Source organism: Streptomyces sp. NPDC018045, assembly GCF_044327445.1.
In the GTDB taxonomy this organism is placed as follows: domain Bacteria; phylum Actinomycetota; class Actinomycetes; order Streptomycetales; family Streptomycetaceae; genus Streptomyces.
Window position 1 is genome coordinate 708,067 of the sequence record NZ_JBIRFL010000001.1, and the last position, 23,696, is coordinate 731,762.

At 74.2% G+C, this 23,696-nt stretch carries 22 protein-coding genes; 11 read left to right on the forward strand and 11 right to left on the reverse strand.

Annotated features, from left to right (window positions below; all coding sequences use genetic code 11):
• Positions 1-80: 80 nt before the first annotated feature.
• The 3 genes from ACH4EB_RS02965 to ACH4EB_RS02975 all read right to left on the reverse strand — a co-directional run bounded on the left by ACH4EB_RS02965 (position 81) and on the right by ACH4EB_RS02975 (position 2,156).
• Entirely contained in the window at positions 81-536 is a 456-nt protein-coding gene (locus ACH4EB_RS02965; protein ID WP_398345484.1) for a MarR family transcriptional regulator, read from the reverse strand.
• A gap of 140 nt (positions 537-676) precedes the next feature.
• Positions 677-1,690 carry an adenosine deaminase gene (locus ACH4EB_RS02970; protein WP_398345485.1) on the reverse strand — a complete coding sequence of 338 codons (1,014 nt, stop codon included), beginning with the start codon at positions 1,688-1,690 and terminating at the stop codon, positions 677-679.
• A gap of 187 nt (positions 1,691-1,877) precedes the next feature.
• Positions 1,878-2,156 (reverse strand): hypothetical protein, encoded by a 279-nt coding sequence (locus ACH4EB_RS02975; RefSeq protein WP_398345486.1) that lies wholly within the window; start codon positions 2,154-2,156, stop codon positions 1,878-1,880.
• A 238-nt stretch (positions 2,157-2,394) separates the two neighbouring features.
• Between ACH4EB_RS02975 and ACH4EB_RS02980 the strand changes: the two genes are divergently transcribed.
• Positions 2,395-2,718 carry a DUF397 domain-containing protein gene (locus tag ACH4EB_RS02980; protein ID WP_398345487.1) on the forward strand — a complete coding sequence of 108 codons (324 nt, stop codon included), beginning with the start codon at positions 2,395-2,397 and terminating at the stop codon, positions 2,716-2,718.
• Between the two features lie 62 nt (positions 2,719-2,780).
• Here ACH4EB_RS02980 and ACH4EB_RS02985 read toward each other — a convergent pair whose 3' ends face one another.
• Positions 2,781-3,215, reverse strand: coding sequence for a gamma-glutamylcyclotransferase family protein (locus tag ACH4EB_RS02985; protein WP_398345488.1), 435 nt, complete (start codon positions 3,213-3,215; stop codon positions 2,781-2,783).
• 193 nt (positions 3,216-3,408) lie between these two features.
• Between ACH4EB_RS02985 and ACH4EB_RS02990 the strand changes: the two genes are divergently transcribed.
• On the forward strand, positions 3,409-4,110 hold the full coding sequence (locus ACH4EB_RS02990) for a vancomycin high temperature exclusion protein (RefSeq protein WP_398345489.1): 702 nt from the start codon (positions 3,409-3,411) through the stop codon (positions 4,108-4,110).
• Between the two features lie 31 nt (positions 4,111-4,141).
• Here the strand turns inward: ACH4EB_RS02990 and ACH4EB_RS02995 are convergent, their stop codons facing one another.
• Together ACH4EB_RS02995 and cutA are read right to left on the reverse strand one after the other, a co-directional pair.
• Positions 4,142-5,200 carry a trypsin-like serine peptidase gene (locus ACH4EB_RS02995; RefSeq protein WP_398345490.1) on the reverse strand — a complete coding sequence of 353 codons (1,059 nt, stop codon included), beginning with the start codon at positions 5,198-5,200 and terminating at the stop codon, positions 4,142-4,144.
• Between the two features lies 1 nt (position 5,201).
• On the reverse strand, positions 5,202-5,498 hold the full coding sequence (gene cutA / locus ACH4EB_RS03000) for a divalent-cation tolerance protein CutA (protein WP_398345739.1): 297 nt from the start codon (positions 5,496-5,498) through the stop codon (positions 5,202-5,204).
• Positions 5,499-5,823: 325 nt separating this feature from the next.
• Here cutA and ACH4EB_RS03005 point away from each other — a divergent pair, with 325 nt between their 5' ends.
• Positions 5,824-6,156, forward strand: coding sequence for a cupin (locus ACH4EB_RS03005; protein WP_398345491.1), 333 nt, complete (start codon positions 5,824-5,826; stop codon positions 6,154-6,156).
• Between the two features lie 121 nt (positions 6,157-6,277).
• On the opposite strand, the gene ACH4EB_RS03010 is transcribed toward ACH4EB_RS03005, so the two are convergent.
• Both ACH4EB_RS03010 and ACH4EB_RS03015 read right to left on the reverse strand, forming a co-directional pair.
• On the reverse strand, positions 6,278-7,063 hold the full coding sequence (locus tag ACH4EB_RS03010) for a sulfite exporter TauE/SafE family protein (protein ID WP_398345492.1): 786 nt from the start codon (positions 7,061-7,063) through the stop codon (positions 6,278-6,280).
• Positions 7,064-7,608: 545 nt separating this feature from the next.
• Entirely contained in the window at positions 7,609-9,249 is a 1,641-nt protein-coding gene (locus tag ACH4EB_RS03015; protein WP_398345493.1) for an alpha/beta hydrolase-fold protein, read from the reverse strand.
• Between the two features lie 319 nt (positions 9,250-9,568).
• Between ACH4EB_RS03015 and ACH4EB_RS03020 the strand changes: the two genes are divergently transcribed.
• Positions 9,569-11,581 carry a glycoside hydrolase gene (locus tag ACH4EB_RS03020; RefSeq protein ID WP_398345494.1) on the forward strand — a complete coding sequence of 671 codons (2,013 nt, stop codon included), beginning with the start codon at positions 9,569-9,571 and terminating at the stop codon, positions 11,579-11,581.
• Positions 11,582-11,823: 242 nt separating this feature from the next.
• On the opposite strand, the gene ACH4EB_RS03025 is transcribed toward ACH4EB_RS03020, so the two are convergent.
• Together ACH4EB_RS03025 and ACH4EB_RS03030 are read right to left on the reverse strand one after the other, a co-directional pair.
• Positions 11,824-12,051, reverse strand: coding sequence for a general stress protein (locus ACH4EB_RS03025; RefSeq protein ID WP_398345495.1), 228 nt, complete (start codon positions 12,049-12,051; stop codon positions 11,824-11,826).
• 186 nt (positions 12,052-12,237) lie between these two features.
• Positions 12,238-13,179 carry a beta-ketoacyl-ACP synthase III gene (locus ACH4EB_RS03030; protein WP_398345496.1) on the reverse strand — a complete coding sequence of 314 codons (942 nt, stop codon included), beginning with the start codon at positions 13,177-13,179 and terminating at the stop codon, positions 12,238-12,240.
• A gap of 275 nt (positions 13,180-13,454) precedes the next feature.
• Between ACH4EB_RS03030 and ACH4EB_RS03035 the strand changes: the two genes are divergently transcribed.
• The 6 genes from ACH4EB_RS03035 to ACH4EB_RS03060 all read left to right on the forward strand — a co-directional run bounded on the left by ACH4EB_RS03035 (position 13,455) and on the right by ACH4EB_RS03060 (position 20,483).
• On the forward strand, positions 13,455-14,081 hold the full coding sequence (locus ACH4EB_RS03035; protein ID WP_398345497.1) for a TetR/AcrR family transcriptional regulator: 627 nt from the start codon (positions 13,455-13,457) through the stop codon (positions 14,079-14,081).
• Positions 14,078-14,869, forward strand: coding sequence for a GNAT family N-acetyltransferase (locus tag ACH4EB_RS03040; protein WP_398345498.1), 792 nt, complete (start codon positions 14,078-14,080; stop codon positions 14,867-14,869). The genes ACH4EB_RS03035 and ACH4EB_RS03040 overlap by 4 nt, the downstream gene beginning before the upstream one ends.
• 272 nt (positions 14,870-15,141) lie before the next feature.
• The gene (locus tag ACH4EB_RS03045; RefSeq protein ID WP_398345499.1) at positions 15,142-16,476 is read left to right on the forward strand and encodes an NAD(P)/FAD-dependent oxidoreductase; all 1,335 of its coding nucleotides are present in this window, start codon (positions 15,142-15,144) and stop codon (positions 16,474-16,476) included.
• A 2-nt stretch (positions 16,477-16,478) separates the two neighbouring features.
• Positions 16,479-19,115, forward strand: coding sequence for a nitrite reductase large subunit NirB (gene nirB, locus ACH4EB_RS03050; RefSeq protein WP_398345501.1), 2,637 nt, complete (start codon positions 16,479-16,481; stop codon positions 19,113-19,115).
• Positions 19,112-19,474, forward strand: a complete 363-nt coding sequence (gene nirD, locus ACH4EB_RS03055) for a nitrite reductase small subunit NirD (RefSeq protein ID WP_398345502.1) — start codon at positions 19,112-19,114, stop codon at positions 19,472-19,474. The genes nirB and nirD overlap by 4 nt, the downstream gene beginning before the upstream one ends.
• 70 nt (positions 19,475-19,544) lie before the next feature.
• Positions 19,545-20,483 (forward strand): oxidoreductase, encoded by a 939-nt coding sequence (locus ACH4EB_RS03060; RefSeq protein WP_398345503.1) that lies wholly within the window; start codon positions 19,545-19,547, stop codon positions 20,481-20,483.
• A 156-nt stretch (positions 20,484-20,639) separates the two neighbouring features.
• On the opposite strand, the gene ACH4EB_RS03065 is transcribed toward ACH4EB_RS03060, so the two are convergent.
• Complete coding sequence (locus ACH4EB_RS03065) at positions 20,640-21,290, reverse strand: hypothetical protein (protein WP_398345504.1); 651 nt, start codon at positions 21,288-21,290, stop codon at positions 20,640-20,642.
• A 355-nt stretch (positions 21,291-21,645) separates the two neighbouring features.
• On the opposite strand from ACH4EB_RS03065, the gene ACH4EB_RS03070 reads away from it, so the two are divergent.
• A complete protein-coding gene (locus ACH4EB_RS03070) occupies positions 21,646-23,598 on the forward strand; it encodes an APC family permease (RefSeq protein ID WP_398345505.1) in 1,953 nt (650 codons plus the stop codon).
• The last annotated feature ends 98 nt before the right edge of the window (positions 23,599-23,696 follow it).

The window sequence follows — 23,696 nt, forward strand, 5'->3', positions numbered from 1 at the left end:
ACCCCGCCGGTGTGTCCGATGCTGCCGTGGGCGGGGCGGCCGGTCGATTACCCCGAAGGTAAGGGGGCGGATCGGCGCCCTCAGTGGTGCCGCATCTTCCCGCCGACGTTGTGGATCATCCGCTGGAGCACCTTCAGCGTGCGCACGTACTCCTCGTCGCTGATGCCGTCGTGGATCCGGGCGCGCATCTCCACCTGGAGGGCGGCGCAGGTGGCGTGCAGGGCCGCGCCGTCGGCGGTGATGTGCAGCCGGTCGCCGTCGGCGGCGGCGAGACCGCGGCCGAGGAGGTCGTCGGCGGCCGCGCGGATGCCGTCGGCGCCGGTGTCCAGATAGTCCTTGAGCATGTCGGTCACCTCCGTCCGGCCGCGGCCGCCGGGGTGGCCCACGAGCTGGTTGAGCACCCACCACTGGGGCTGGTTCAGGCCGTGGCGGGCCAGGCCGGCGCGGATGTGGGCGACGGCCGCCGTGTGGGCGGCCCAGGCCCAGTAGCCGATGGGCTGACCGGCCAGTTCGGCGTCGCTGTGCGAGTACTCCATGGTGGTGCCTCCTCTGCCCGTTGCGGGCGTCGTGCCTGATGAGGAAGAACCTAGGAACTCAACCGGACTTGAGGTCAACGGTGGCGTCGGTCACGCGGCCGGCGGCCGGGGACCATCGGCGTCCCCGGCCCGGCGCACGGTCACGTACGGCCGTGCGCCTCGACCTCCTTGAGGTATGCCTCGCGGGTCGCCTCGTCCAGGAAGGACGCGCGGAAGGAGTTGCTGGCGAGGGTGCGCAGGGTCTCCTCGTCCAGGTTGAGGGCGTCGCGTACGGCGGTGAAGTTGTCGTCGGCGTAGCCGCCGAAGTAGGCGGGGTCGTCCGAGTTGACGGTGACCAGCAGGCCCGCTTCCAGCATGGCGGGCAGCGGGTGGTCGGCCAGTTCGCCGATGACGCGCAGGCGGACGTTGGACAGCGGGCAGACGGTGAGCGGCACCTGGTCCGCGACCAGGCGGGCGACCAGCCGCTCGTCCTCCAGGCAGCGCACGCCGTGGTCGACGCGGTCCACGCCGAGGATGTCCAGCGCCTCCCAGACGTACGACGGCGGGCCCTCCTCGCCCGCGTGCGCCACGCACTTGAGCCCGGCCTCCCGCGCCAACGCGTAGACCTCCTTGAACTTCGACGGCGGGTGCCCGACCTCCGCCGAGTCCAGGCCGACGGCGGTGATCCGGTCCAGGTACGGGCGGGCCGCCTCGAAGGTGGCGAGCGCGGACTCGGCGCTCTCGTCGCGCAGGAAGCACATGATCAGGCGGGTGGTGATGCCGTACCGCTCCTCGGCGGTGTCCAGGGCCCGCGTCAGGCCCTCGATCACCGTGCCGACGGGCACGCCGCGCGCGGTGTGCGCCTGCGGGTCGAAGAAGATCTCGGCGTGCCGGACGCCCTGGGCCTGCGCGCGGGCCAGGTAGGCGTGGGTGAGGTCGGCGAAGTCGTCCTCGGTGCGCAGCACCGCCATCAGCGCGTAGTAGAGGTTCAGGAACGACTGGAGGTCGGTGAAGGAGTACGCGCGGCGCAGCTCGTCCTCGGTGGCGTACGGCAGCGTGACACCGTTGCGCTCGGCGAGGGCGAAGGCCAGCTCGGGTTCCAGGGTGCCCTCGATGTGGAGGTGCAGTTCCGCCTTGGGGAACGGGTTCGCCGGGGCCGGGGAGGTGGGGGGCACGCTGGGATCACACCTGTCTGCTGCTGGGACTGCCGGGGCTGCCGGGTCCTGTGCGGTACGGAACAAGTCGTCCAGATTAACGGGGCGGCGGCGCCGGCCGGGCGGGCGGGGCCGCTGTCCGGCGCGCCGGACGCGGGAAGGGGGTGGCGTCATCGCGTCGTGCCCCGCCCAGCGCCGCCGCTCTTGCTTACGTGCGCTGTTCCTGGGCGGGCCCGGAGAAGACGTTGACGGTCTCCTCCGTGTACCGCACGTACTTTTTGCGCACTTCTTGCGCCCTTCTTGCGCCCTTCTTGTGCTCGTGCTCGTCCGCGTGGGCGCGAATCCGCACGTCCAGGGACCTGGGCGAGTCCCAGGCGTCGGAACGGGCGCCGCACGGCCCGTCATCGACGGGCGTGACACATTCGGCGACGTGCTTCCGAATGCCGGTGATCTGAAGGTCTGTGCGCGTCGGGGTGGGGAGGGCCATGGCTGTGCCTTCGCGTCGGGGTGGTCGAGGGCGGCGTCACTGCCGCCGCCGGTACGCAGGAAGAGCACGTCGTCGTGCCCGCTGGAGCGCATGAGACGGATGAAATCTTTCCGGCTGGAGCCGGGGTTCGGGCTGGTCACCTGCGACCGTCCGTTCCTCTCCGTGTTCGCGCCACTGCCGGAGAGGGTCGGAATGGTCCTACGGTCGCCCCGTATTCGACGTTCCGGAAACGGAGGGCATGTTGGTCACCATCGAGGAGCTGAACCCGGAGGCCGGGCCGAAGGCGGCGTACGGCGCGCGCCTGCGCAGCGCGCGGGAGGCACGCGGATGGAAGCAGGAAGGGCACCTCGTGACCACCGACACCCAAACCCTCGTCTGGTCCAAGTCTTCCTACAGCGGCAACGGCGGCTCCTGCGTCGAGTGGGCCCCGGCGCAGGCGACCACCGGCACAGTTCCCGTCCGCGACAGCAAGGACCCGAACGGCCCCGTTCCCTCCGTCCCCACCCGCTCGTTCGCGGAATTCGTCGCGGGCGTCAAGGGTGACGCGTTCTCCGCCACGTGATGCGGCACGCTCGCGCCACCCGGCTTTGAGCCCCGCCGCTCCCCACCGGAGTGGCGGGGTTTTCAGCAGGTATGTCCGCGCGGCCAGTCGCCGCCGGGTATCGGCGCGCCGGACGTGCGCAGGCGACCGGCGAGCGGTTCGGCGGCCACGTAGATCCATGCCCGTACGGTCCGGCCGTCCGCGCACTCGGCCTGCCCTATCACCCGCTCGTAGAGGTTGCCGGGAGCGTCGGGCACATACCCCTCCAGCCGGTCGAGGGCGGCTCGCACCGTGTCATGGATCTCCGTGCGCAACCGGACGAGGTCGCCGTGCACGACCGCCTCGGCGGGTCCCGTCACGGCGTACGGGTACCCGGGCCCCTCGTACAGCAGCACCCCTCTGACCAGCGCCGGCTCCTCGGACGCGGTCCGTCCGCGCAGGCAGCGCGCGTGGTTGGCCCGGCCGGGGCGCAGCGTTCCGTAGACGAAGAACGGGAGGCGCTCGGGCTCGGTGGGCATCGGCGGGCTCCTTCGGTCGGGGCGGCGAGTGGCGGCGCCTACGGGCCGGGGCGGGTGGCCGGTGGCGACGGCCGGCCCCGTGCGGGCCGGGAGCGGCCGGTGGCGGCGGCCGGGCTTGGCTCGCCTCCGCAACCATGCCAGGGCGCGACGCGTCGGTGCTTGCGACGGCAACACGAACAACGGGGGACATCCGGTGACACAGCAGACGCAGTGGATACGGCGGATATGGCACCGTCTGCGGCTGCCCCGGACGCGGCGCGGACAGCGGCGGGCCTTCCAGGTCACCGTGCTGGCGTGCGTGCTGGCGCTGCTGCCGACGACGTGGATGAACGTCGCCGCGGGGTCCCGGGTCCGCACGGTCGAGGACGTGCCCGCCGCGCCGGTCGCCGTCGTCTTCGGCGCGGGGCTGTGGGACGGCGAGCCGTCCCCGTACCTGGCGCACCGGCTGGACGCCGCCGCCCGCCTGTACGAGCGGGGCACGGTCCGCGCGCTCCTGGTCACCGGCGACAACAGCCGTGAGGATTACGACGAGCCGGACGCCATGCGCCGGTACCTGGTCGCGCACGGCGTCCCCGCGCGACGGATCGTCAGCGACCACGCGGGCTTCGACACCTGGGACTCCTGCACCCGCGCCCGCCGGGTCTTCGGCGTGGACCGGGCCGTCCTGGTCAGCCAGGGCTTCCACATCCGGCGCGCGCTGGCGCTGTGCGGTGCGGCCGGTCTCGACGCGTACGGGGTGGGGGTCGACGCCGAGCACGACGTCACCTGGTACTACGGCGGGACCCGCGAGGTGTTCGCGGCGGCGAAGGCGGCCGCCGAGGCCGCCGTACGGCCCGATCCGCGCTTCCTCGGGCCGGAGGAGGACGGGGTGGCTACGGCCCTGCGGCAGCCGTAGCCCGGCCCGGCGGGCCGCCGCCGTGGCCCCGTCAGCCCGTGACGGCGCGGGCGTAGAGCCGGAAGACCTCAGAGCCGTAGAACGGGCTGTACGACGTCCGGTGGCTGTCCGGGCCGGACGGTCCGCCGCCGTTCAGGCCGCCGATGTTGCCGACCACGAACCCGGTCTTCGTCCGCTCGTCGAAGCGGCTCAGCCACGGGCTGCCCGAGGTGCCGCCGTGGAACCCGCCGCACTCCATCCGGAGCTGCCGCTGCCCGGTGAGCCGGGTGGTCCGCACGTCGCACCGTATGGCCCGGTCGGCGGGGTCGTTGCGGACGGTCGGGTAGCCGATGACGGTGACGTCCGTGGTGTAACCGGGGGTGCGCGAGAGGATGTTGCCGCCGGTCACCGACTCCAGGGCGCGGCCATCAGCGTCCGGCTCGACCGTCGCGAACGCGAAGTCCAGGTCCGATCCGGGGCCGGTGCCGGTGCGTCGCGGGTCGGTGAAGCCGCGGGCGACCGCCCAGACTCCGTACGGCTGGGTGGCGGCGCCGGAACGATACTGCGGAACGAAGGCCGCACGGGCCCCCGGGTCGCAGTGCCCGGCCGTGAGGATCAGGTTGCGGTGCGGGCTGCGGACGACACTGGCGGTGCAGTGGTGCGCCCGCGCGTCCTTGTCGACGGAGAAGAGCACACCGACGGAGGGCACACCGTCGAAATGCCGGGCGGTCCGCCCGGCGGCCGCCGTGGCACGCGCGGCCGGTGCACCGGCGCTCTTGCCGCTGCCCGTGCCCGCCGGAACGGCCGCCGCCATCCGGCCGGCCGTCCAGTACCGGGCCGCGGCCTCGCTCGTCCAGCCGCCCGCGCCGTCGTCGACGGCGGCGGCGGTGACACCGGCGGTCGCACCGCTCGCGGGCGCCACCAGGAGGCACAGCGCGAGCCCGGCCCCGGCGGCGCCCGCCCGGCGCCGGACCGGCCGCCCGGCCCGACGCCGGGGGCTGTGCCGGGGACCGGGCGCGCCCCTCCGGCCGTCACCCGCCGTGCCGTCCGGCCCACCGCCGGCCTCCTGCCGGGCCCCGGCCCCGCTCCGCTTCTCGGACCACCGCCCCACGTCAGCTCGTCTCCTCCGCGACCCACGCCAGATAGCCGGCCCCGCCCCGGGTGACGGGCGTGGCGATGATCTCCGGTGTGTCGTAGTCGTGCGCCCCGAGGAGATACGACTGAAGCGCCTCGTACCGCGCGGCCGCCGTCTTGAACAGCACCTGCCACTCCTGTGCCGTCTCGATCGCCTGCCCCCACCGGTACACGGACGTGACGGGTGCGCTGATCTGCGCGCACGCCGCCACCCGGGCCTCGACCGCGCCGCGCGCCAGGGTCTCCGCCTTCTCGGCGCTGTCGGTCGTGGTCATGACGGTCAGGAAACCGGCCGGGCCGCCGTCCGTTCCCGTGGCGGGCTCCTGCTCCCTGCCGTGTTCCGCCGGTTCGCCTCGCATGCGGATTCCCCCTTCGGGCACTGGGTCCGTGATCAGGTCCCCCGCATCGTACGGACCTCGGTGATCATCCGGCTGCCGGCCACGCGCCATGCGGCGTCCACCGGCCATTCGGCAGCCGACCGGCCACCCGTCAGGATGGACCGCGCCCGGCGGTGGTGCGGTTACCGGAGCCGATACGGGTACCAGTACGGCACCGGTGCCGGCCCCGGCGCCGTGGACCCCCCGATCGAAAGGCCGCGTCATGGACGACCTCAGCTCGCTCGCCCGCCGCCAGCTCGACGACGCCAGGGCCTCCGCTCACGGGCGCAGCGCCCACCTCTTCCTCCAGGACGGCCCGCTCCGGCAGACCGTGATCGCGCTCATCGAGGGCGCCGCCCTGGACGAGCACGTCACACCCCCGGCCGCCAGCCTTCAGGTGCTGCACGGCCGGGTGCGGCTGACCGGGACGAGCGACGACCGGGACCTGATCGCCGGGCAGGTCATGCCGATCCCCCACGAGCGGCACGGCCTCAAGGCCCTCCAGGACTCCGCCGTACTGCTGACCGCCGTCACCGCGACGAAGTCCATGAACTGACGGGGCGGCCGCCGGGGGGTCGGCCGTAGGGCCGGTCGCTCGTCGGACCGGCCGTCCGTCGGACCGCCCGTCTGTCAGGCCGGTGCCCGTCGCGCCGGTCGTCCGTCGAACCGGCCGTCCGTCAGGCCAGCCACTGGTCGAAGGCCAGCTTGCACAGCAGCGACACGACGACCACGACCAGCACCCCGCGCACGAACCCGGCACCCCGCTTGAGGGCCATGCGCGCGCCGGCCGTGCCGCCGGCGAAGTTGAACACCGCCAGCAGCGCGCCCAGTTGCCACAGGACCGTGCCCTGGTAGGCGAACATGGCCAGGGCCCCGACGTTGGTGCACACGTTGACGATCTTGGCGGTGGCCGAGGACGTCACCAGGTCCATGTGCAGGATCGCGGCCAGTACGACGACGAGGAAGGCCCCGGTACCGGGGCCGATCAGGCCGTCGTAGAACCCGATGCCCAGGCCCGCCACCAGGATCGCGGCCAGGACCCGCCGCCGGGTGACGGGCCCCGAGGGCGGCGGGGCGGTGCCGAACGCCGGGCGCAGGAGGACGAACGCCAGCACCCCCACCAGGACGGTCATGATGAGCGGGCGCAGCACCTCGCTGTCGATGCCCGCCGCGAAGAACGCCCCGCCCAGCGAGCCGCCGAGTGCGACCAGGCCGATGCGCAGCGCGGTGCGCAGGTCGACGGGGGCCTTGCGTACGTAGGTGCAGGCCGCGGCGGCGGTGCCGACGACGGCCGTGGACTTGTTGGTCCCCAGGACGTACGCGGCGGGCGTGTGCGGGAGGCCGACGAGCAGCGCCGGCAGGAGCAGCAGACCGCCACCGCCCACGACGGCGTCGATCCAGCCCGCCGCGAGGGCGGCCAGGCACAGCAGCAGGGTCGTCGTCAGCGATATGTCGGCGGGCACCGGCCGATCTTAAGGAGTCGGGTGGGGCGGCAGAGGTCCGCGTGGCGGGAGTCACAGGAGGGGCGGGCAGGCAGGGGCGGGCGGTGGGCGGCCCGTGACCGCCGCCCGCCACCCGTCCGAATCAGGGGCGCCCCGCCCCGGCACTGGTGGGGCGGGACGCCGCGTCCGTCACCCGGCGAGGGCCTTGGTACGCCGGTGAGGACGGTCAGGGACGGACCGCGGCGGGCGGTCCGGGGCGGGCCGTTGGGGGTGGTCCGGGGCGAGGCGGTACGGGAGGCCGCTGAGCGGCCGCTCCGAACGGTCTGCCGTCGGCCACTCCGAAGGGCCCGGTGTCGACCGCTCCGAAGGGCCCGGTATCGGCCACTTCGAACGGTCCGGTACCGGCCGCTCCGCGAGGCCCGGCGTCGCGCGTCGCGGGTGGTCCGGGTGGCGTTCCGCGGCCGTCGGCGCTGCCGACTTGGCCGTACGGAAGCGGGGTGTGCGCAGGACGGCACGGTACGCGCGGGACTTGAGGACGTAGTACGCGAGGCGCGGCGTGAAGGACCTCATGCCGGTCCCGCCCCCGGTGTTCCGGCGTCGGCCCCCGGTGCGGCGTCCGGCCGGCCCAGGAGGTCCGCCAGCCCCTCCGCCAGGCCGCCCGCCCAGCAGGCGTGGTCATGACCGCCGTTGTACTCCCTGTACGTGACCAGATGGCCGAGGGCACGCAGCGTGTCGCGCAGTTCCCTGGACCGTTCACGCGTGTCGCCCGCGTACCGGCTGACCCGCAGGTGCGTCCGCAGCTCACGGCGGCCGCCTTCGGCGAACCGTTCCGCCGGCCAGGACGGCCGTTCCGTGACAGTGGCCCCGGCCGCCGGCCGCCGCCACGGCGACGGCGACTGGGCCAGCACCTTGCCGAACCGGCGCGGCGCCGCGAACCCGGCGTACAGCGCGGTGAGTCCGCCCAGGCCCTCACCCGCGACGACGGTGCGCGACGGGTCGAAGGTCACCGGCAGCCGCGCCGCCGCCCAGGGCAGCAGTTCGGCGGCGAGGAAGTTCGTGTACGCCGGCCCGCCGCCGAACTCGCGGGCGCGGGTGGCGTTGTCCACGGCGTCCGGGGCGAGCACGACCAGCGGCGGCAGCGCGCCGTCCGCGATCAGCCGGTCGAAGAGGTCCTGGACGCCGAGCCGCCCGAACCACATGTCACCGTCCAGGAGCACCAGCGTGTCGGCGCCGCCGTCCGGGAGCGGCCCCGGCGGCAGGTACGTCCAGACGTCGCGGTGGGTGGCGAGGGCGGCGCTGGTCACCCGGTGCCGTTCCACCACGCCCCGGCCGCCGCCGCCCGGCCCGGCGACCGGCGCCCACGGCCGCCACGGCTGCGGCGACGCGTCGGGCAGCTCGAACACCGACCCGCCCTCACCGCGCCAACGGGAGGGCAGGACACGCGGGTTGAGCGGGTCCGGCCGGGCGGCGGCGAGCAGCGGGAGCAGCCGGGCCTGGAAGTCGTCCGCCGGCCCGGAATCCGGCGCGGACGGGGACACCGGTACGGGCATGGACGGCGACACCGCTACGGGCGTGGCCGGGGGCCCCGGTACCGGCGCGGGCGCGGCCGGGGACTCCGGTACAGGCGTCGGCGCGGCGGGTGGCGCCGGTACGGGCGAGGCCGCCGTGCGCCGACGGCCGCTCCCCGTACCCGTGTCGGGCGCGATGACGTACGACCCGCGGTGATCGGAGGGCAGCCGGTAGGTGAGGTGCCAGACGTCGGTCCCGTGGATCCGGCGCATCAGGCTGCCCGCGAGGTGCGAGCGGTCCACGAGGCGGTCGGCCAGGAGGAGGACCCGGCGGGTCCCCTCCGTGCCGCGCCACAGGAAGGTGACGGCCCGGTGCTCGGGGTCCCAGGGGATCGGCTCGACGAGCGGGGTCCCCTGCGCCTCTGCCTCGGCCCAGAATTCCCGTACGGCGGCGTCGCGTCCGCCCGCGACGGAGGCGGCCAGCGCGACGATCCGCGGGCTGTCCACGATCTCGGCCGGCGCCGGGCGCGGCGGGCGCGGCGGCCCCGCGGGTACAGCCTGCGCCGCCCCCGTTTCCGCCGGCCCACCGGAGGGCGCGCCCGGCGCCGCCCCCGCTGCCGCCCCCGTCGCCGTACCCGTCGCGGCGCCCGGCGGGGTTCCCCCGACCGCGCCCGTCGACGTGCCCACCGATGCCTTCATCGACGCTCCCATCGACAACCCGCTTTCCCGCCCGGCGCGGTGGCGCGGGCACAGACGACTTCGGCCGGGGCCGTACACGGCATGTGGCGACACACACCGTGCGACGACCTCGACTTAGGTAAGGCTAACCTAACCGCATTCGTGGTGCCCGACAACACCTGTCCGACACCCTCCGTCCGGCAGCACCCACCGACCACTCGACGGACTCGCCGCATTCGTCGTCGCCGTCAGCCAGTCGCCGGCCGTACCGAGACGGGCCGGCACTGCCCGCGCACACGTTCTTAGAGAGTTCTTAACTCCGCCCACTATCCACGTGTCCATGGATTCCAAGATCGCTCCAAGCGGTGGCCGCCCCCGCTCCCGTACCCGCACCGGTACGCGCGTGCTCGCCGCCTCCCTCGTCCTGACGGCCACGGCCACCGTCGGCGCCTCCGGGTGCAGCAGCCAGGCCGTGGCCGGGACCGTCGGAGGACGGCACGTCGAGATCCCCGTGCGGGGCGGTACGGCCACCGTCGACACCGGGACCCTCGCGGTGAACGCCCGTACGGCGGACGGCAGGAGCCTGGTGCTGTCCGCCCCCTCCGGCACCGGCCTCGGCAAGCCGGGACCGGTCGAGCGCGCCGACGGCGGCGCCCGCTGGAGCTACCCGGACCAGGGGCTGACGGTGACCGCGCGCGCCGACCACGGGCGGCTGCGGGTCAGCATGAAGGCGGGCCGCGACACCTCGGTCACCTGGCCGGTCACCGGCACCGACCGGGCCGCGTCGTCCGTCCAGTTGCCGCGCGGCGAGGGCCTGGACATTCCCGTACGCGACACGTTCTGGAACTCCGCGAAGGCCGGGCTCGCGGACAGCGCGATCGACGTGGGCGGGCAGCTCGAACTGCCGCTGTGGGGCTACTCCCTGGGCCGCGGACACGGCGTCAGCTACCTCACCCCCACCGACCTCGGCACCTCGTTGACGTTCCGCTCCGCCGGCGGGCGGCTGAGCACCTCCACCACCCACGACTTCAACGGCGGCGACGGCACCCGCGACTACACCGTCACCTTCGCCCTCACCGACGGCAACCCCGTCGCGCCCGGCGCCGACTACCGTTCCTGGCTCTCCGAGCACGGGCAGCTCGGCAGCCTGCGCGAGAAGATCGACAAGAATCCGGCCAACGGCAAACTGCTCGGCGCCTTCCACGCGTACGTGTGGGGCGACGCGCGCAAGGCCGGAGGCGTCCAGGAGCTGCGGAAGCTGGGGGTGGACCGGATGTGGCTCGGTTACGACGCCGGGCCCGACCCGATGGACGCCGCGGCCGTCAAGGCCGCCAAGAAGGCGGGCTACCTCGTGGGCCCGTACGACACGTTCGCCAACGGCCAGGACCCGAAGGCCGCCGACTCCCCCACCTCCGTGTGGCCCGGCACGGTCTACCCGGACTTCTGCGTCCGGGACGCCCAGGGCAAGCCGGCGACCGGCTTCGGCAACCGCGGCTGCTACCTCAGCTCACGCGCCTTCGAACAGGCCGAGCCGCGGCACCACTACCTCGCCGACCGCACCCGCGCCATGACCGCCAACGGCGCGGACAGCTACTTCCTGGACGTCGACGCGACCGGCGAGGAGTTCCGCGACCACAGCGCCGCCCACCCGATGACCAAGGCCGGCGACCGTGCGAACCGGCTGGCCCGGATGCGGCGCCTCGCCCAGGACGACAAGCTCGTACTGGGCTCGGAGAGCGCCCAGTCCTGGGCCAACAAGGTGCTGGCCTTCAACCACGGGGCGGCCACACCGGTCGCCGACGGCCTGTGGAAACTCCAGCGCGACAGGGAGACCTGGGGCGGCTACTACCCGCAGAACGCCCCCAAGGCCTTCTTCAAGCCGGTGGAGCTGCCGGCCGACCTGGCAAAGGCGATGTACGACCCGGCCTACCGGGTGCCGCTGTACGAGACCGCGCTGCACAGCTCGCTCGTCAACGCCGAACGCTGGGAGCTGTCGTACGACAAGCTGCCGCGGCAGAAGACCGACCGGGCGCTGCTCGCGATGCTCTACAACATCCCGCTGAACTACGTGCTCGACGGACCCGCCATCAAGAAGTACGGCCCGGAACTGGCCGCCCTCCAGAAGTACTTCTCGCCGCTGCACAAGGCGGCCGGCACCGAGAAGCTGACCTCGTTCCGCCGACTGACCGGCGACAACCTCGTGCAGCGTACGGAGTTCGGCGACGGCAAGCTCACCGTCACCGCCAACTTCGGCAGCACCCCCCACGCCGGTCTGCCCGGCGGCTGTGTGGACGCCGAGCTGAGCGGCGACAAGCAGCCGCGCCGCCTGTGCCCGGCGAAGATCACGGGCTGACGGTCAACAGGGGCTGACGGAGGCCACCGGCCGGCACGACACCGGGCCGGCGGAGATCACTGGCCGGCACGGCAAAAAGGGGCGGACGTCTCGTGGACGTCCGCCCCAGTGCTTCGGTTGCTGTCCGCGGGCTCGCGCCCGGCCCGCCGCGGACGCCGCAACGGCGTCCCGCCCGGCCGACGGTCACCGGCCCGCCCGGCAGCTTCCGTCGCGACGGCGGCTGTTCGCCGTGACAGTGGCGGCTACGCGCCGTGGCGGCTGCGGCCGCCCTTCTGCCCGGCCTCGGCGGCCCGCTCGCGGTCGTTGGCGAAGTTGCCGCCACTCTCGTGACCGCCCTTCTGCCCGGCGTCCGCCGCGCGCTGCGGGTCGTTGGCGAAGTTGCCGCCACTCTCGTGGCCGCCCTTCTGCCCGGCGCGTGCGGCCTTCTCGCGGTCGTTGGCGAAGTTGCCGTTGTTGGTGGACTCAGCCATCACTACTCACCCTTACTCGTTGTGGGGGCTGTTTCCTTCCCAACAGGCGGGTTGCCTCGCGCCCCAGGAGTAAACACCCGCACCAGGAAGAAAATCCGCGAACCCGACCCATCCACCCCTTCCGCACTCCGTCTCCTCCGTCCGCTCCATCCGCTCTTCCCGTTCCCTTCGACCGGCCCCCGCCCCCTACGGGCAGTCCACGACCTGACCCGCGTACGACAGTCCGCCACCGAAGCTCAGCAGCAGGACGGGACCGCCGGACGGCAGCTCGCGGCGCTCGGCCAGCTTGGACAGGGCGAGGGGGACCGACGCGGCGGACGTGTTGCCGGAGTCGACCACGTCCCGCGCGATCACCACGTGTTCGGGCAGGCCGAGCTGCTGCGCCAGGGCCTCGATGATGCGCAGGTTGGCCTGGTGGGTGACGACACCGGCGAGGTCGGCGAGGGCGATACCGGCCCGGGCGCAGGCCTCCCGGGCCAGCGGGGCGAGTTCGGTGGTGACCCAGCGGAAGACCGTCTGCCCCTCCTGCGCGAAGCGCGGGTGCCAGTCGCCCATCAGGCGCACGGCCTGCGAGCGGGTGGGGTCGGAGCCCCAGACGACGGGCCCGATGTGCGCGGACTCCGCGGCGCTCAGCACGGCGGCACCCGCGCCGTCCCCGAGCAGGACACACGTACTGCGGTCGGTCCAGTCCGTCACGTCCGACATCTTCTCGGCGCCGATGACCAGGGCGTGCCGGGCGGCACCGGCCCGGACCGAGTGGTCGGCGCAGGCGAGTGCGGTGCAGAAGCCGGCGCAGCCGTTGTTCAGGTCGTACGCGACGGCCGAGGGGATGCCGAGCGCGGCGGCGACCTGGGCGGCGGTGGACGGACAGCGGTCGATGGCCGAGCAGGTCGCCACGGTGACCAGGCCGATGTCACCGGGCTCCAGCCCGGAGGCGGCCAGGGCCTTGCCGGCGGCGGCCGTGGCCAGGTCGGCGACGGACTCCGCGTCGGCCACCCGGCGGGTGGCGATGCCGGTACGCCGCCGGATCCACTCGTCGCTGGTGTCGACCATGCCCGCCAGGTCGTCGTTGGTCAGGACGCGGGACGGCTGGTGGTGGCCCAGCGCGGCGATTCGGGTTCCCGGCACGTGCTCTCCTCGGGTCGCCGGCCGCACACGGCGTGCGGCCCGGTACGGGTGATGCGGTCGGTATGGACGAGCGGTGCGGACGGTACGGACGAACGGTGCGGGCCGCGTCGGTCCCACGGGCCATATCGGTCACACCAGGCCCGCGGACCACGCTGAGCCCCGCCGACCCCATGGACCACTCCGTCCACACCATCCACACCGGCCGGAAATATAGCAACCGATCGTTCGGAAGCTAATTGGAGGGGGGTCCTGGGCACGCTGGATACGATGGCGGCATGAGCCCACGCAAGTCCGCCGCCGAGTCCCGCAGGACCCGCGAGCGGATCATCGACCGCAGCATCGCGATCGCCTCGGTCGAAGGGCTGGACGGGCTGACCATCGGGCGCCTCGCCACCGACCTGGGCATGAGCAAGGCCGGGGTGCTCGGTCACTTCGGCACGAAGGAGGCGCTCCAGCTCGCCTCCCTGGACGGCGCGTCGGCGATCTTCTCCAGGGCGGTGTGGGAGCCCTCCACGCACACCGCCCCCGGCCTGGCCCGGCTCCGCGCCGTCTGCGAGTCCTGGATCACCTACCTGGAGCGTGAGCGCGGCGCGTTTCCCGGCGGCTGCTTCTTCACCACGGCGGCGGTCGAGTTCGACGCGCGCGTCGGCCCCCTCCGGGACGCGGTGGTGCGCCGCTCGACCCTGTGGCGCCGCCGTCTGGCCAACGAGATCCGGTACGCCGTCGACGCGGGCGAACTCCCCGCCGACACCGACCCGGATCAGCTCGTCTTCGAGCTGATCGGCCTCTACACCGGCCTCAACCAGGCCATCCAGCTCTTCGCCGACCCCACGGCCCCCGACCGCACCCGCCGCGCGCTCACCCGGCTGCTCGGGCCGACGCCGGAGAAGGAGGCCCGGTGACCGACCCGCGCCGGACGCACGTCGCGCATCTGCTCAGGACCGAGATCGAGGTCATCTGGCGCACGGACGGACGCGGCCGCTTCCGGGGCCCGCACCACATGGTGCTCGCCGTGTCGGCCGACGGCCGCACCCAGGTCCCGGCGGCGGCCGACCACCTCCCGGACGCGCTCGCCGCCGAGCTGCTGGCCGCCGTCTCACCGCAGCCGGCCCCCGCGGGCCCGGAGTTACCGCCTCCTGACCTCCCCCGCCTCCACCACCTGCTGGAGACGGCCCTCGGCCCCGTACACATCACCTCGGGCCCCAGCTACCTGGTCCGTCCCGACCGCATCCGGTACGCCCCGACCGCCCCCGTCGTCCGCTCCGACACCACGGACCCCGCCGTGGTCGCGTCCCTGCGCACCGCCAACCCCGGCAACTGGGACGCCGACGAGTGGCACGACCTGCTCGACGGGAAACTCGGACCGTGGGCCATGGCCCTGGACCCGGCGGCCCCGGCTCCCGACCCGGACGCCGGGCACCCCGCCCACGTCGTCTCGATCTGCCACACCCCCTGCTGGACCGACCACGGCGCGGAGGCCGGCACCTGGACCCGCCCCGGTCACCGTGGCCGGGGCCACGCCGCGACCGTCACCGCCGCCTGGTCCCGCCTCCAGGCGCCCACCGGCCGCCACCTCTTCTACAGCACGTCCGCCACCAATCACGCGTCCCAGAACGTCGCCGCCCGCCTGGGCCTGCGCCCCCTGGGCCACCTGTGGAAACTCTCGCCGCCGGCGAGCATCGCGCTCTAGCCCGCCCCCGGCGCGCTGCCTCCCTGTCCCCCTGTCCCCCCTGCCCTGCCCCCACCGCCTCCAGAGACCGCAGCACCGCCGGCACCCGGCGGTGATCGGTTTCGGACGGGGGGCGGTCCCCGGGGAGAGGGGTTACGGGTGGGGACGCGGACGGTGACCACGGCCAGGCCCCGGCCCCTCACACCGCGCCCTCCCCCGCGCTGAGGGCAGCGTTCCCCACGGGAAACAGCGCGGATGCGGTCGGGTAACAGCCCGGCCGCACGCTGGCGGACATGACCTCGCAACAGCGTGTGGTGGTGATCGGCGGCGGGATGGCCGCCGCCCGGCTCGCGCAGCGCCTGAGCCCGGCCGGCGCCGACGGCACCGGCGGCGCCCCGGCACTCACCGTCCTCGGTGCGGAGCCGCACGCGCCGTACAACCGTGTCCTGCTCGCCGAGGTGCTGGCCGGCCGCTACGCGCACGAGGTCATCGCCCTCCCGGCCCCGCACGGTGCGGTGCGGTGGCTGAGCGGAGTGCGGGCCGTCCGGATCGACCGGGCGCGCCGTACGGTGCTGTGCGACGGCGGGCAGGCCGTCCCGTACGACCGGCTCGTCCTCGCGACCGGCTCCAACCCGGTGCTCCCGCCGCTGCGCGGGCTCTTCCCGCCCGGACAGGACGATCTGCCGCACGGCGTCCACCCGTTCCGCACGCTGGACGACTGCACGGCGCTCGACGCGGCCGCCGCACGCTCCGGAGCGCGCGCCGTGGTGATCGGCGGCGGCCTGCTCGGGGTCTCCGCGGCCCGTGCCCTGGCCGAGCGCGGCGTACCGGTTCTGCTGGCACAGCAGGGCGAGCACCTGATGGAACGCCAACTCGACGCCGAAGCCGCGGCCCTGCTGCGCGCCCACCTGGAAGCGCTCGGGGTGGAGGTGCACACCGAGTGCCGGGTGCGCGGGCTGCGGGTCGAGGACGGTTCCGTGCGTGCCGTGGAACTCGCGGACGGTTACGTGTCCGACGCCGACCTGGTCGTCCTCGCCTGCGGGGTGCGCCCGCGCGTCGGCCTCGCACGGGCGGCCGGGCTGCCGGTGGACCGCGGCATCGTCGTCGACGACCACCTGCGGACGGCCGATCCCCGTATCCACGCGATCGGCGACTGCGCACAGCACGACGGCCTGGTGTACGGCCTGGCCGGCCCCGCCCTCGAACAGGCCGACCTGCTGGCGAGGATCCTCCTGGCGGAGGCCGGGGACGCGACCGCGCGGGCGCGTGCCTACCGCGGCACCCGCGCCCTCACCCGCCTGACCCTCACCCGCACCGGCCACGGGCCACGTCCCGGAACCGTGCCGCCGGCCCCTTTCGACCTGGCCGCCTTCGGCACCCCCTCCCCCCGCCCCGGCGACGACGTGATCCACCTGTCCGACGCCACCCGCAGCGCCTACCGCAAGGTCATCGTCCGCGGTGACCGCCTGGTCGGCGGCATCCTCCTCGGCGACCTCGGTGCCGTCGGCGCCCTCGCCCGTACCTGGGAGGCCGACGACCCGCTGCCGGCGGCGCCCCTCCTGCACCTGCTCACCACCGAACCCAGCGGCGGTCCCCGCACCGCCCCCACCCCCGACGGAGGCTCCTGACCATGGCCGCAACCGCCGTTCCCACCCTTGTGCTCATCGGCCACGGCATGGTCGGCCAGCGGTTCCTCGAAGCGCTCGCCGACCGTGGGGTGACCGGGCGCGCCCGGGTGGTCGTGCTGTGCGAGGAGCCCCGCCCCGCCTACGACCGGGTCCAGCTCACCTCGTACTTCGCCGGCCGCACGCCGGACGACCTGTCCCTGACCGACCCCGGTTTCATGGCCCGGCACGGCATCGAGCTGCACCTCGGCGACCCGGCCACCGCCATCGACCGCGCGGCGCGCACCGTCACCGCCCGGTCCGGCCTGACGGTCCCGTACGACACCCTCGTCCTGGCCACCGGCTCGTACCCGTTCGTGCCGCCGGTGCCCGGCAAGGACAGCACCGGCTGCTTCGTCTACCGGACCGTCGAGGACCTGCTCGCCATCGAGGCGTACGCCGAGAACTGCCGCACCGGCACCGTCGTCGGCGGCGGGCTGCTCGGCCTGGAGGCGGCCGGCGCCCTCAAGGGGCTCGGACTGCGCACCCGCATCGTCGAGTTCAACCCGCGCCTGATGGCGCTCCAGGTGGACGAGGGCGGCGGCGGCGCGCTGCGCCGGACCGTCGAGGGCATGGGCCTGAGCGTCCACACGGGCGTCGGCGGCAAGGAGATCGTCGCGGATGAGGACGGCGCGGTGCGGGCCATGGAACTGTCGGACGGCTCACGCGTCGAGACCGACCTGGTGATCTTCTCGGCCGGGGTGCGCCCGCGCGACCAGCTCGCCCGGGACTGCGGGCTGGCGGTGGGCGAGCGCGGCGGCATCGCGGTGGACGAGCGGTGCCGTACCGGGGATCCCGCGGTGTACGCGATCGGCGAGTGCGCGCTGGCCTCCGACGGCACGGTGTACGGCCTGGTGGCGCCCGGCTACGAGATGGCCGAGGCGGCGGCGGCCGCGATCGCCGACGCGGCCGGGGCGCCCGTCTTCACCGGCGCGGACACCGCCACCAAGCTCAAGCTCCTCGGTGTGGACGTGGCCTCCTTCGGGGACGCGCACGGCGCCACGCCCGGCTGCCTCGACGTCGTGTACGCCGACTCCCGCTCCGGCGTCTACAAGAAGCTGGTCATCGGCGCGGACGGCGAGCTGCTCGGCGGTGTGCTGGTCGGCGACGCCGAGTCGTACGGGCTGCTGCGCCCGCTCACCGGCACCGTGCCGCCGGTCGCCCCGGAGCAGCTCGTCCTGCCCGCGGGCTCCGGCGCGCCGGCTGCCCTCGGGCCCGCCGCCCTCCCCGACGACGCGGTGATCTGCAACTGCCACAACGTCACCAAGGGCACCATCCGTTCCGCGGTCTCCGAGCACTCCTGCACCACCGTGCCCGAGGTGAGGAAGTGCACCAAGGCGGGTACCGGCTGCGGCAGTTGCGTCAAGGCGCTGACCACCCTGGTCAACGACGAGCTGACGGCCGGCGGCGCGGTCGTCGACCGGGGCCTGTGCGGCTGCTTCCCGCACACCCGCGCCGAGCTGTACGAGATCGTCCGCACCCGCCGCCTCACCTCGTACGCCGCGCTACTGGACGGCCACGGCCGGGAGGCGGCGCGCGGCGGTGACGGCTGCGAGGTCTGCAAGCCGACGGTGGGTTCGATCATCGCCTCCCTGGCGCCCACGGTCGGCGCCGACGGGTACGTCCTGGACGGCGAGCAGTCCGCCCTCCAGGACACCAACGACCACTTCCTCGCCAACCTCCAGCGCAACGGCTCGTATTCGGTCGTCCCGCGCGTCCCCGGCGGCGAGATCACCCCGGAGAAACTGATCGTCATCGGTGAGGTGGCCCGGGACTTCGGCCTCTACACGAAGATCACCGGCGGCCAGCGCATCGACCTGTTCGGCGCCCGCGTCGACCAGCTCCCGCGGATCTGGGCCCGGCTGGTCGACGCGGGCTTCGAGTCGGGGCACGCGTACGGCAAGGCACTGCGCACCGTGAAGTCCTGCGTCGGACAGACCTGGTGCCGCTACGGCGTGCAGGACTCGGTCCGTATGGCCATCGACCTGGAACTGCGCTACCGGGGCCTGCGCTCCCCGCACAAGCTCAAGTCGGCCGTCTCCGGATGCGCGCGCGAGTGTGCCGAGGCGCGCGGCAAGGACTTCGGCGTCATCGCCACCTCCAACGGCTGGAACCTCTACGTCGGCGGCAACGGCGGCGCCGACCCGCGCCACGCCGACCTGCTCGCGCAGGACCTCTCCGACGCCGAACTGGTCCGGCTCATCGACCGCTTCCTGATGTTCTACATCCGCACCGCCGACCGCCTGGAGCGCACCTCCGCCTGGCTGGAGCGCATCGAGGGCGGCCTCGACCACGTACGCGACGTGGTCGTGCACGACTCGCTGGGCCTGTGCGACGAGCTGGAGGCGCTGATGGCCGCGCATGTGTCGGCCTACCGCGACGAGTGGGCCGACACCCTCGCCGACCCGGAGCGCCTCGCCCGCTTCGTCTCCTTCGTCAACGCGCCGGACGCGCCGGACCCGGCCGTCCGCTTCGTCCCGGAGCGCGACCAGATCAAGCCGGACCTGCGCCTGCTGGCCGGCCCGACGCTTCCCGTCCGCACCCTGGCCGACGCCCCGGCCGCCTCCGCCGCCCGCACCCTGGAAGGGACCGCCGCCCGATGACACTCGCCGTGGAACTCACCGAACACGCCCCGGAACAGCGAGGGGACGGCCACTGGTTCCCGGTCTGCGACCCGTCCGCCCTCGTCCCCGGCCGGGGCGTCGCCGCCCTCCTCCCGGACGGCGGTCAGGTGGCGCTGTTCGTGGACCGCGCGGGACGCCCGTACGCCATCGGCAACCGTGACCCGTTCACCGGCGCGTACGTCCTGTCCCGCGGCCTGACCGGCTCGGCGGACGGCCGCCCGTTCGTCGCCTCGCCGCTGCTCAAGCAGCGCTTCGACCTGGAGACGGGCACCTGCCTCGACGATCCGGCGGTGTCGGTGCCCGTCTACCGGGTGCGGGACCTCGGCACCGGTGCGTGAGGGGCGTGTCCTTACCGTTCCGGGCGTACGCTGGTGCCCCCCGACGCCCCGACGAAGGAGCGCAGCAGGCGTGACCCGTTGGACCACGAGCCACATCCCCGACCAGACGGGCCGCTCGGCGGTCGTCACCGGCGCCAACAGCGGTATCGGCTACATCACCGCCCGCGAACTCGCCCGCCGTGGCGCACGTGTCGTCATGGCCTGCCGCAACGAGGCACGCGGGCACACGGCGCTGGCCCGGCTGCGATCCGAAGTGCCGGCCGCCGAGGCCGAGTTCCGGCGGCTCGACCTGGCCGACCTGGCGTCCGTGCGCGCCTTCGCGGCGGGCCTCGACGACTTCGACGGCGACCGCCTCGACCTCCTGATCAACAACGCCGGTGTGATGGCGCTCCCGCACCGCCGCACCGCAGACGGCTTCGAGATGCAGTTCGGGACGAACCACCTCGGCCACTTCGCGCTGACCGGCCTCCTCCTGCCCAAGCTGCTGGCCACCCCGGGGGCCCGCGTCGTCACCGTCTCCAGCGGCTTCCACGTGCTGGGCAACGTCGACCTGGAGGACCTGGGCAGCGAGCGCGGCTACCGCCGCTGGATCGCCTACGGCCGCTCCAAGAGCGCCAACCTGCTCTTCGTCCACGAACTGTCGCGCCGCCTCGCGCGCGCCGGTTCGCAGGTGCTGGCCGTCGCCGCGCACCCCGGATACGCCGACACCAATCTGCAGGCCGCCGGCGTGCGGATGGAAGGCCGTACGGGCGCCGAGCGCGTCGTGGCGCTGGCCAACCGCCTCATCGGCCAGCCCGCCGAGTCCGGCGCCCTGCCGACCCTGTGCGCCGCCACCGCACCGCACATGAAGCCGGACGCCTTCCTCGGCCCCCGCAACGGCCTGCGCGGCGCCACCGCACCGTGCTTCCGCGCCCCGTGGACACGGGACGACGAGACGTCGGCCCGGCTGTGGGACGCGTCGGAGGAGCTGACGGGCGTGCGGTACGACTTCGGCGGGGCCGGGGGCTGATTCGGCGGAGCCGGGAGCTGATTCGGTGGGGCCGAGGACCGAGGGGCGGGCAGGCCGGAGCGGGCACGCCGTGGTCCTGTCGGCCGGGGCCGGCAGGCCGTGGACCTGACGGCCGGGACAGCCACGCCGTGGCCCCGACGGCCGGGGCCGGCGCGGTCAGTGGAGGCCCGACGCCTCGAAGACCGCCCTGGCCCCGTCCCGGTCGATCCGCTCGCTCAGTACCCGCAGCACCTCACCGCCCGACCGCAGCAGACCGCGCTCCCGGGACAGCCGGGCGCCGGTGTCGAGCAGATGCCACAGGGCCGGGTCGGCGGTGAGGACCTTGGGGTCCAGTTCGACGCGGTCGCCCAGCGCGTCGCGGAGCACCAGCCGGGGCGCCATCCCGTCACTGCGGTGCACGAGGACCAGCAGGTCCGTACGGACCCGGTGCTCGCGCAGCAGTCCGCGTACGGCGAGCCAGCCCGCCCCGGCCGTCACCCGGGGCGGGAAGAGCGCCGCGAAGAGCACCACCGCGAGGGCCGCCCAACAGGCGGCGCGCAGCGGATCGAGGGTGTGGCAGGCGAGGTCGACGACGAGCATGAGGCCGAGGACGCCGGCCGTGCCGCAGGCCGCCGTGCGCAGCTCGGCCGTCCACCGGCGGTCGCGGTAGGCCGCCGGGCCGTGCACCGGGGGTGGAAGGGCGTACCTCTTCCGCGCCTGCCGTCCATCGCGCGCCTCACCGCCTCTCCGCCCCGTGCCGTACGCGCCGTCGTCGCCGTCCCCTCCGTGGGCCGTGGCCCCGGCCCCCGGCATCCATCGCCGTCCCATGGCCGCGACGCTAGGGCCACGGTGCCGGAATCGGCGGGACCTTGACGCGGCGCTGACGCACGGCGCGGGAACTTGACGCGCCGTTGACCATGTGCCGCGCCCTACGCCGGCCACGGGCCCCGGCCGCTCCTGTCCCGGGGAGCGCGTCCGTACGGTGTGTGCCCCGCCCAACCGGTGCTCCGGCCACCCGTACGTATCCGTACGCCCCCGCCGGGCATCAAGAAGGCGTGAAGAAGGCCGGATCTTCCGCCAAGGCCACGCCAAGAACCGGCGCGCCCGTACGAACCGGCACTCACGCTGGGCTGGCCCCGGTACCGGGGCTCTCATCCCGCAGCGCACGGAGGTACGGCGAACGATGTCGATGGTGTGGAAGCCCACGGGCGGGACCGCGGGCCGTACCGGCGGACGGGCCGTGGGCCGGAAACCGCCGGACGCCGGGGCCGCCGACGCGACGGGCGCCCCGACGGCCGCGCCCGCGCCGCCCGCCGACCCGGCAGCCGCGCCCCGGCCCGGCCCCGACCCGGACGCCCGGCACCGCCTGACGTCCCTCCAGGGCCTCGCCGCCCTCTCCCTCGACGCGATGGCCTCCGTCGCGTACGGGCCCGAGTCCATCGTCCTGGTGCTGGCCGCCGCGGGTGCCTACGGCCTCGGCTGCACCCTCCCGGTGACCCTCTGCATCGCGGGGCTGCTCGCCGTCCTGGTCGCCTCCTACCGTCAGGTGATCGCGGCCTTCCCGAACGGCGGCGGTTCGTACGCCGTCGCCAAGGCCCACCTCGGGCGCCGTACCGCACTGGCCGCCGCGGCCTCTCTCCTCCTCGACTACGTCCTGAACGTCGCCGTCTCGGTGACGGCCGGCGTCGCCGCGCTCACCTCCGCCTTCCCCGCCCTCTACGGCGAGCGGCTGTGGCTGTGCCTGGGGGTGCTCGTGCTGGTGACCGGTGTGAACCTGCGGGGCATCGTCGACTCGGCGAAGGCGTTCCTCGTGCCGACCGCCGTCTTCGTGGGGTCGATCCTCGCCGTCGTCGCGGTCGGCCTGTTCCGGGACGCGCCCGTCTCCACGGCGTCCGCCACCGGCCACGCCTCCGTACTCGCCGGCAACGCCACCTCCGTCGGCGCGCTGCTGCTCCTGAAGGCGTTCGCCGCCGGGTGCTCGGCCCTGACCGGCGTCGAGGCCGTCGCCAACGCCGTACCGTCCTTCCGGGCGCCCGCCGTCAAGCGGGCGCAGCGCACCGAGATCGCCCTGGGCGCCCTGCTCGGTGTGATGCTGATCGGTCTCTCGGTACTGATCGGGCGCTTCCACCTCCAGCCGGTCGAGGGCGTCACCGTCCTCGCCCAGCTCGCGGACGCCTCGCTCGGCCACAACTGGGCTTTCTACGTCGTGCAGTTCGCCACCATGGTGCTGCTCGCCCTCGCCGCCAACACCAGCTTCGGCGGGCTGCCGGTCCTGATGAGCCTGCTGGCCCGCGACAACTACCTGCCGCACGTCTTCGGCCTCAAGGCCGACCGGCAGGTGCACCGGCACGGCGTCCTGGCGCTGGCCGCCGTCGCCGCCCTGCTGCTCGGCTTCTCCGGCGGCGAAGTGAACACCCTCGTGCCGCTCTTCGCCATCGGTGTCTTCGTCGGCTTCACCATCTGCCAGGTGGGCATGGTCCGGCACTGGCGGCAGGAACGTTCCTCCGGCTGGCGCGGCAAGGCCGTCCTCAACGGTTTCGGCGCACTGCTGACCGGCGTCTCGGCCGTCGTCGTCACGGCGACGAAGTTCACCGAGGGCGCCTGGCTGATCGTCATCGCGCTGCCCGCCCTCGTCCTCGCCTTCGAGGCGGTCCACCGGGCGTACGGCAGGATCGCGGACCACCTGCACCTCGGCCGCATCCCCGAACCCCCGCACCGCGACCGCTCCCTCGTCGTCGTCCCCGTCTCCCACCTCTCCAGGCTCACCTGCGAGGCGCTGAACGCCGCGGTCTCGCTCGGCGACGAGGTACAGGCCGTCACCGTCACCCACGCCGGGCCCGAGGACCGCCGCGCGGCGGAGTCCCTGCGCCGCGACTGGGAACTGTGGAACCCCGGCGTCGACCTCCTCGAACTGCCCTCCGCCACCCGCACCGTCGGCCGCCCGATCGCCGCCTACGTACGCGACCTCGCCCACCGGCAACCGCGTACCCGGATCACCGTCCTGATCCCCGAGGTCGAACCGGCCCACCTGTGGCAACGCCTCCTGCAGAACCAGCGCGGCGCGGTCGTCGCCCACGCGGTCCGCCGCACGACGGACGCGACGATCTGCCGACTGCGGTTCCGGTTGTCGGCGTAGCGGCGCGGGGAGGGCGCGTCCGGCACCTCCGGGCCGGCGGGCGGGGGCCCGGGGCCACGCAGGGGTCGCTCTCCCCCGCCCTCGTGGTGCGGTACGGG

What these genes read in the sequence shown, in the direction of transcription:
- ACH4EB_RS03035 (WP_398345497.1), top strand. Translation starts at nt 13,455, where the DNA reads ATGAGCCCACGCAAGTCCGCCGCCGAGTCCCGCAGGACCCGCGAGCGG.
- ACH4EB_RS02985 (WP_398345488.1), bottom strand. Translation starts at nt 3,215, where the DNA reads ATGCCCACCGAGCCCGAGCGCCTCCCGTTCTTCGTCTACGGAACGCTG.
- ACH4EB_RS03065 (WP_398345504.1), bottom strand. Translation starts at nt 21,290, where the DNA reads ATGGGACGGCGATGGATGCCGGGGGCCGGGGCCACGGCCCACGGAGGG.
- nirD (WP_398345502.1), top strand. Translation starts at nt 19,112, where the DNA reads ATGACACTCGCCGTGGAACTCACCGAACACGCCCCGGAACAGCGAGGG.
- ACH4EB_RS03020 (WP_398345494.1), top strand. Translation starts at nt 9,569, where the DNA reads ATGGATTCCAAGATCGCTCCAAGCGGTGGCCGCCCCCGCTCCCGTACC.
- ACH4EB_RS02975 (WP_398345486.1), bottom strand. Translation starts at nt 2,156, where the DNA reads ATGGCCCTCCCCACCCCGACGCGCACAGACCTTCAGATCACCGGCATT.
- ACH4EB_RS02965 (WP_398345484.1), bottom strand. Translation starts at nt 536, where the DNA reads ATGGAGTACTCGCACAGCGACGCCGAACTGGCCGGTCAGCCCATCGGC.
- ACH4EB_RS03015 (WP_398345493.1), bottom strand. Translation starts at nt 9,249, where the DNA reads ATGAAGGCATCGGTGGGCACGTCGACGGGCGCGGTCGGGGGAACCCCG.
- nirB (WP_398345501.1), top strand. Translation starts at nt 16,479, where the DNA reads ATGGCCGCAACCGCCGTTCCCACCCTTGTGCTCATCGGCCACGGCATG.
- ACH4EB_RS02980 (WP_398345487.1), top strand. Translation starts at nt 2,395, where the DNA reads ATGTTGGTCACCATCGAGGAGCTGAACCCGGAGGCCGGGCCGAAGGCG.
- ACH4EB_RS03005 (WP_398345491.1), top strand. Translation starts at nt 5,824, where the DNA reads ATGGACGACCTCAGCTCGCTCGCCCGCCGCCAGCTCGACGACGCCAGG.
- ACH4EB_RS03045 (WP_398345499.1), top strand. Translation starts at nt 15,142, where the DNA reads ATGACCTCGCAACAGCGTGTGGTGGTGATCGGCGGCGGGATGGCCGCC.
- ACH4EB_RS03070 (WP_398345505.1), top strand. Translation starts at nt 21,646, where the DNA reads ATGTCGATGGTGTGGAAGCCCACGGGCGGGACCGCGGGCCGTACCGGC.
- ACH4EB_RS03025 (WP_398345495.1), bottom strand. Translation starts at nt 12,051, where the DNA reads ATGGCTGAGTCCACCAACAACGGCAACTTCGCCAACGACCGCGAGAAG.
- cutA (WP_398345739.1), bottom strand. Translation starts at nt 5,498, where the DNA reads ATGACCACGACCGACAGCGCCGAGAAGGCGGAGACCCTGGCGCGCGGC.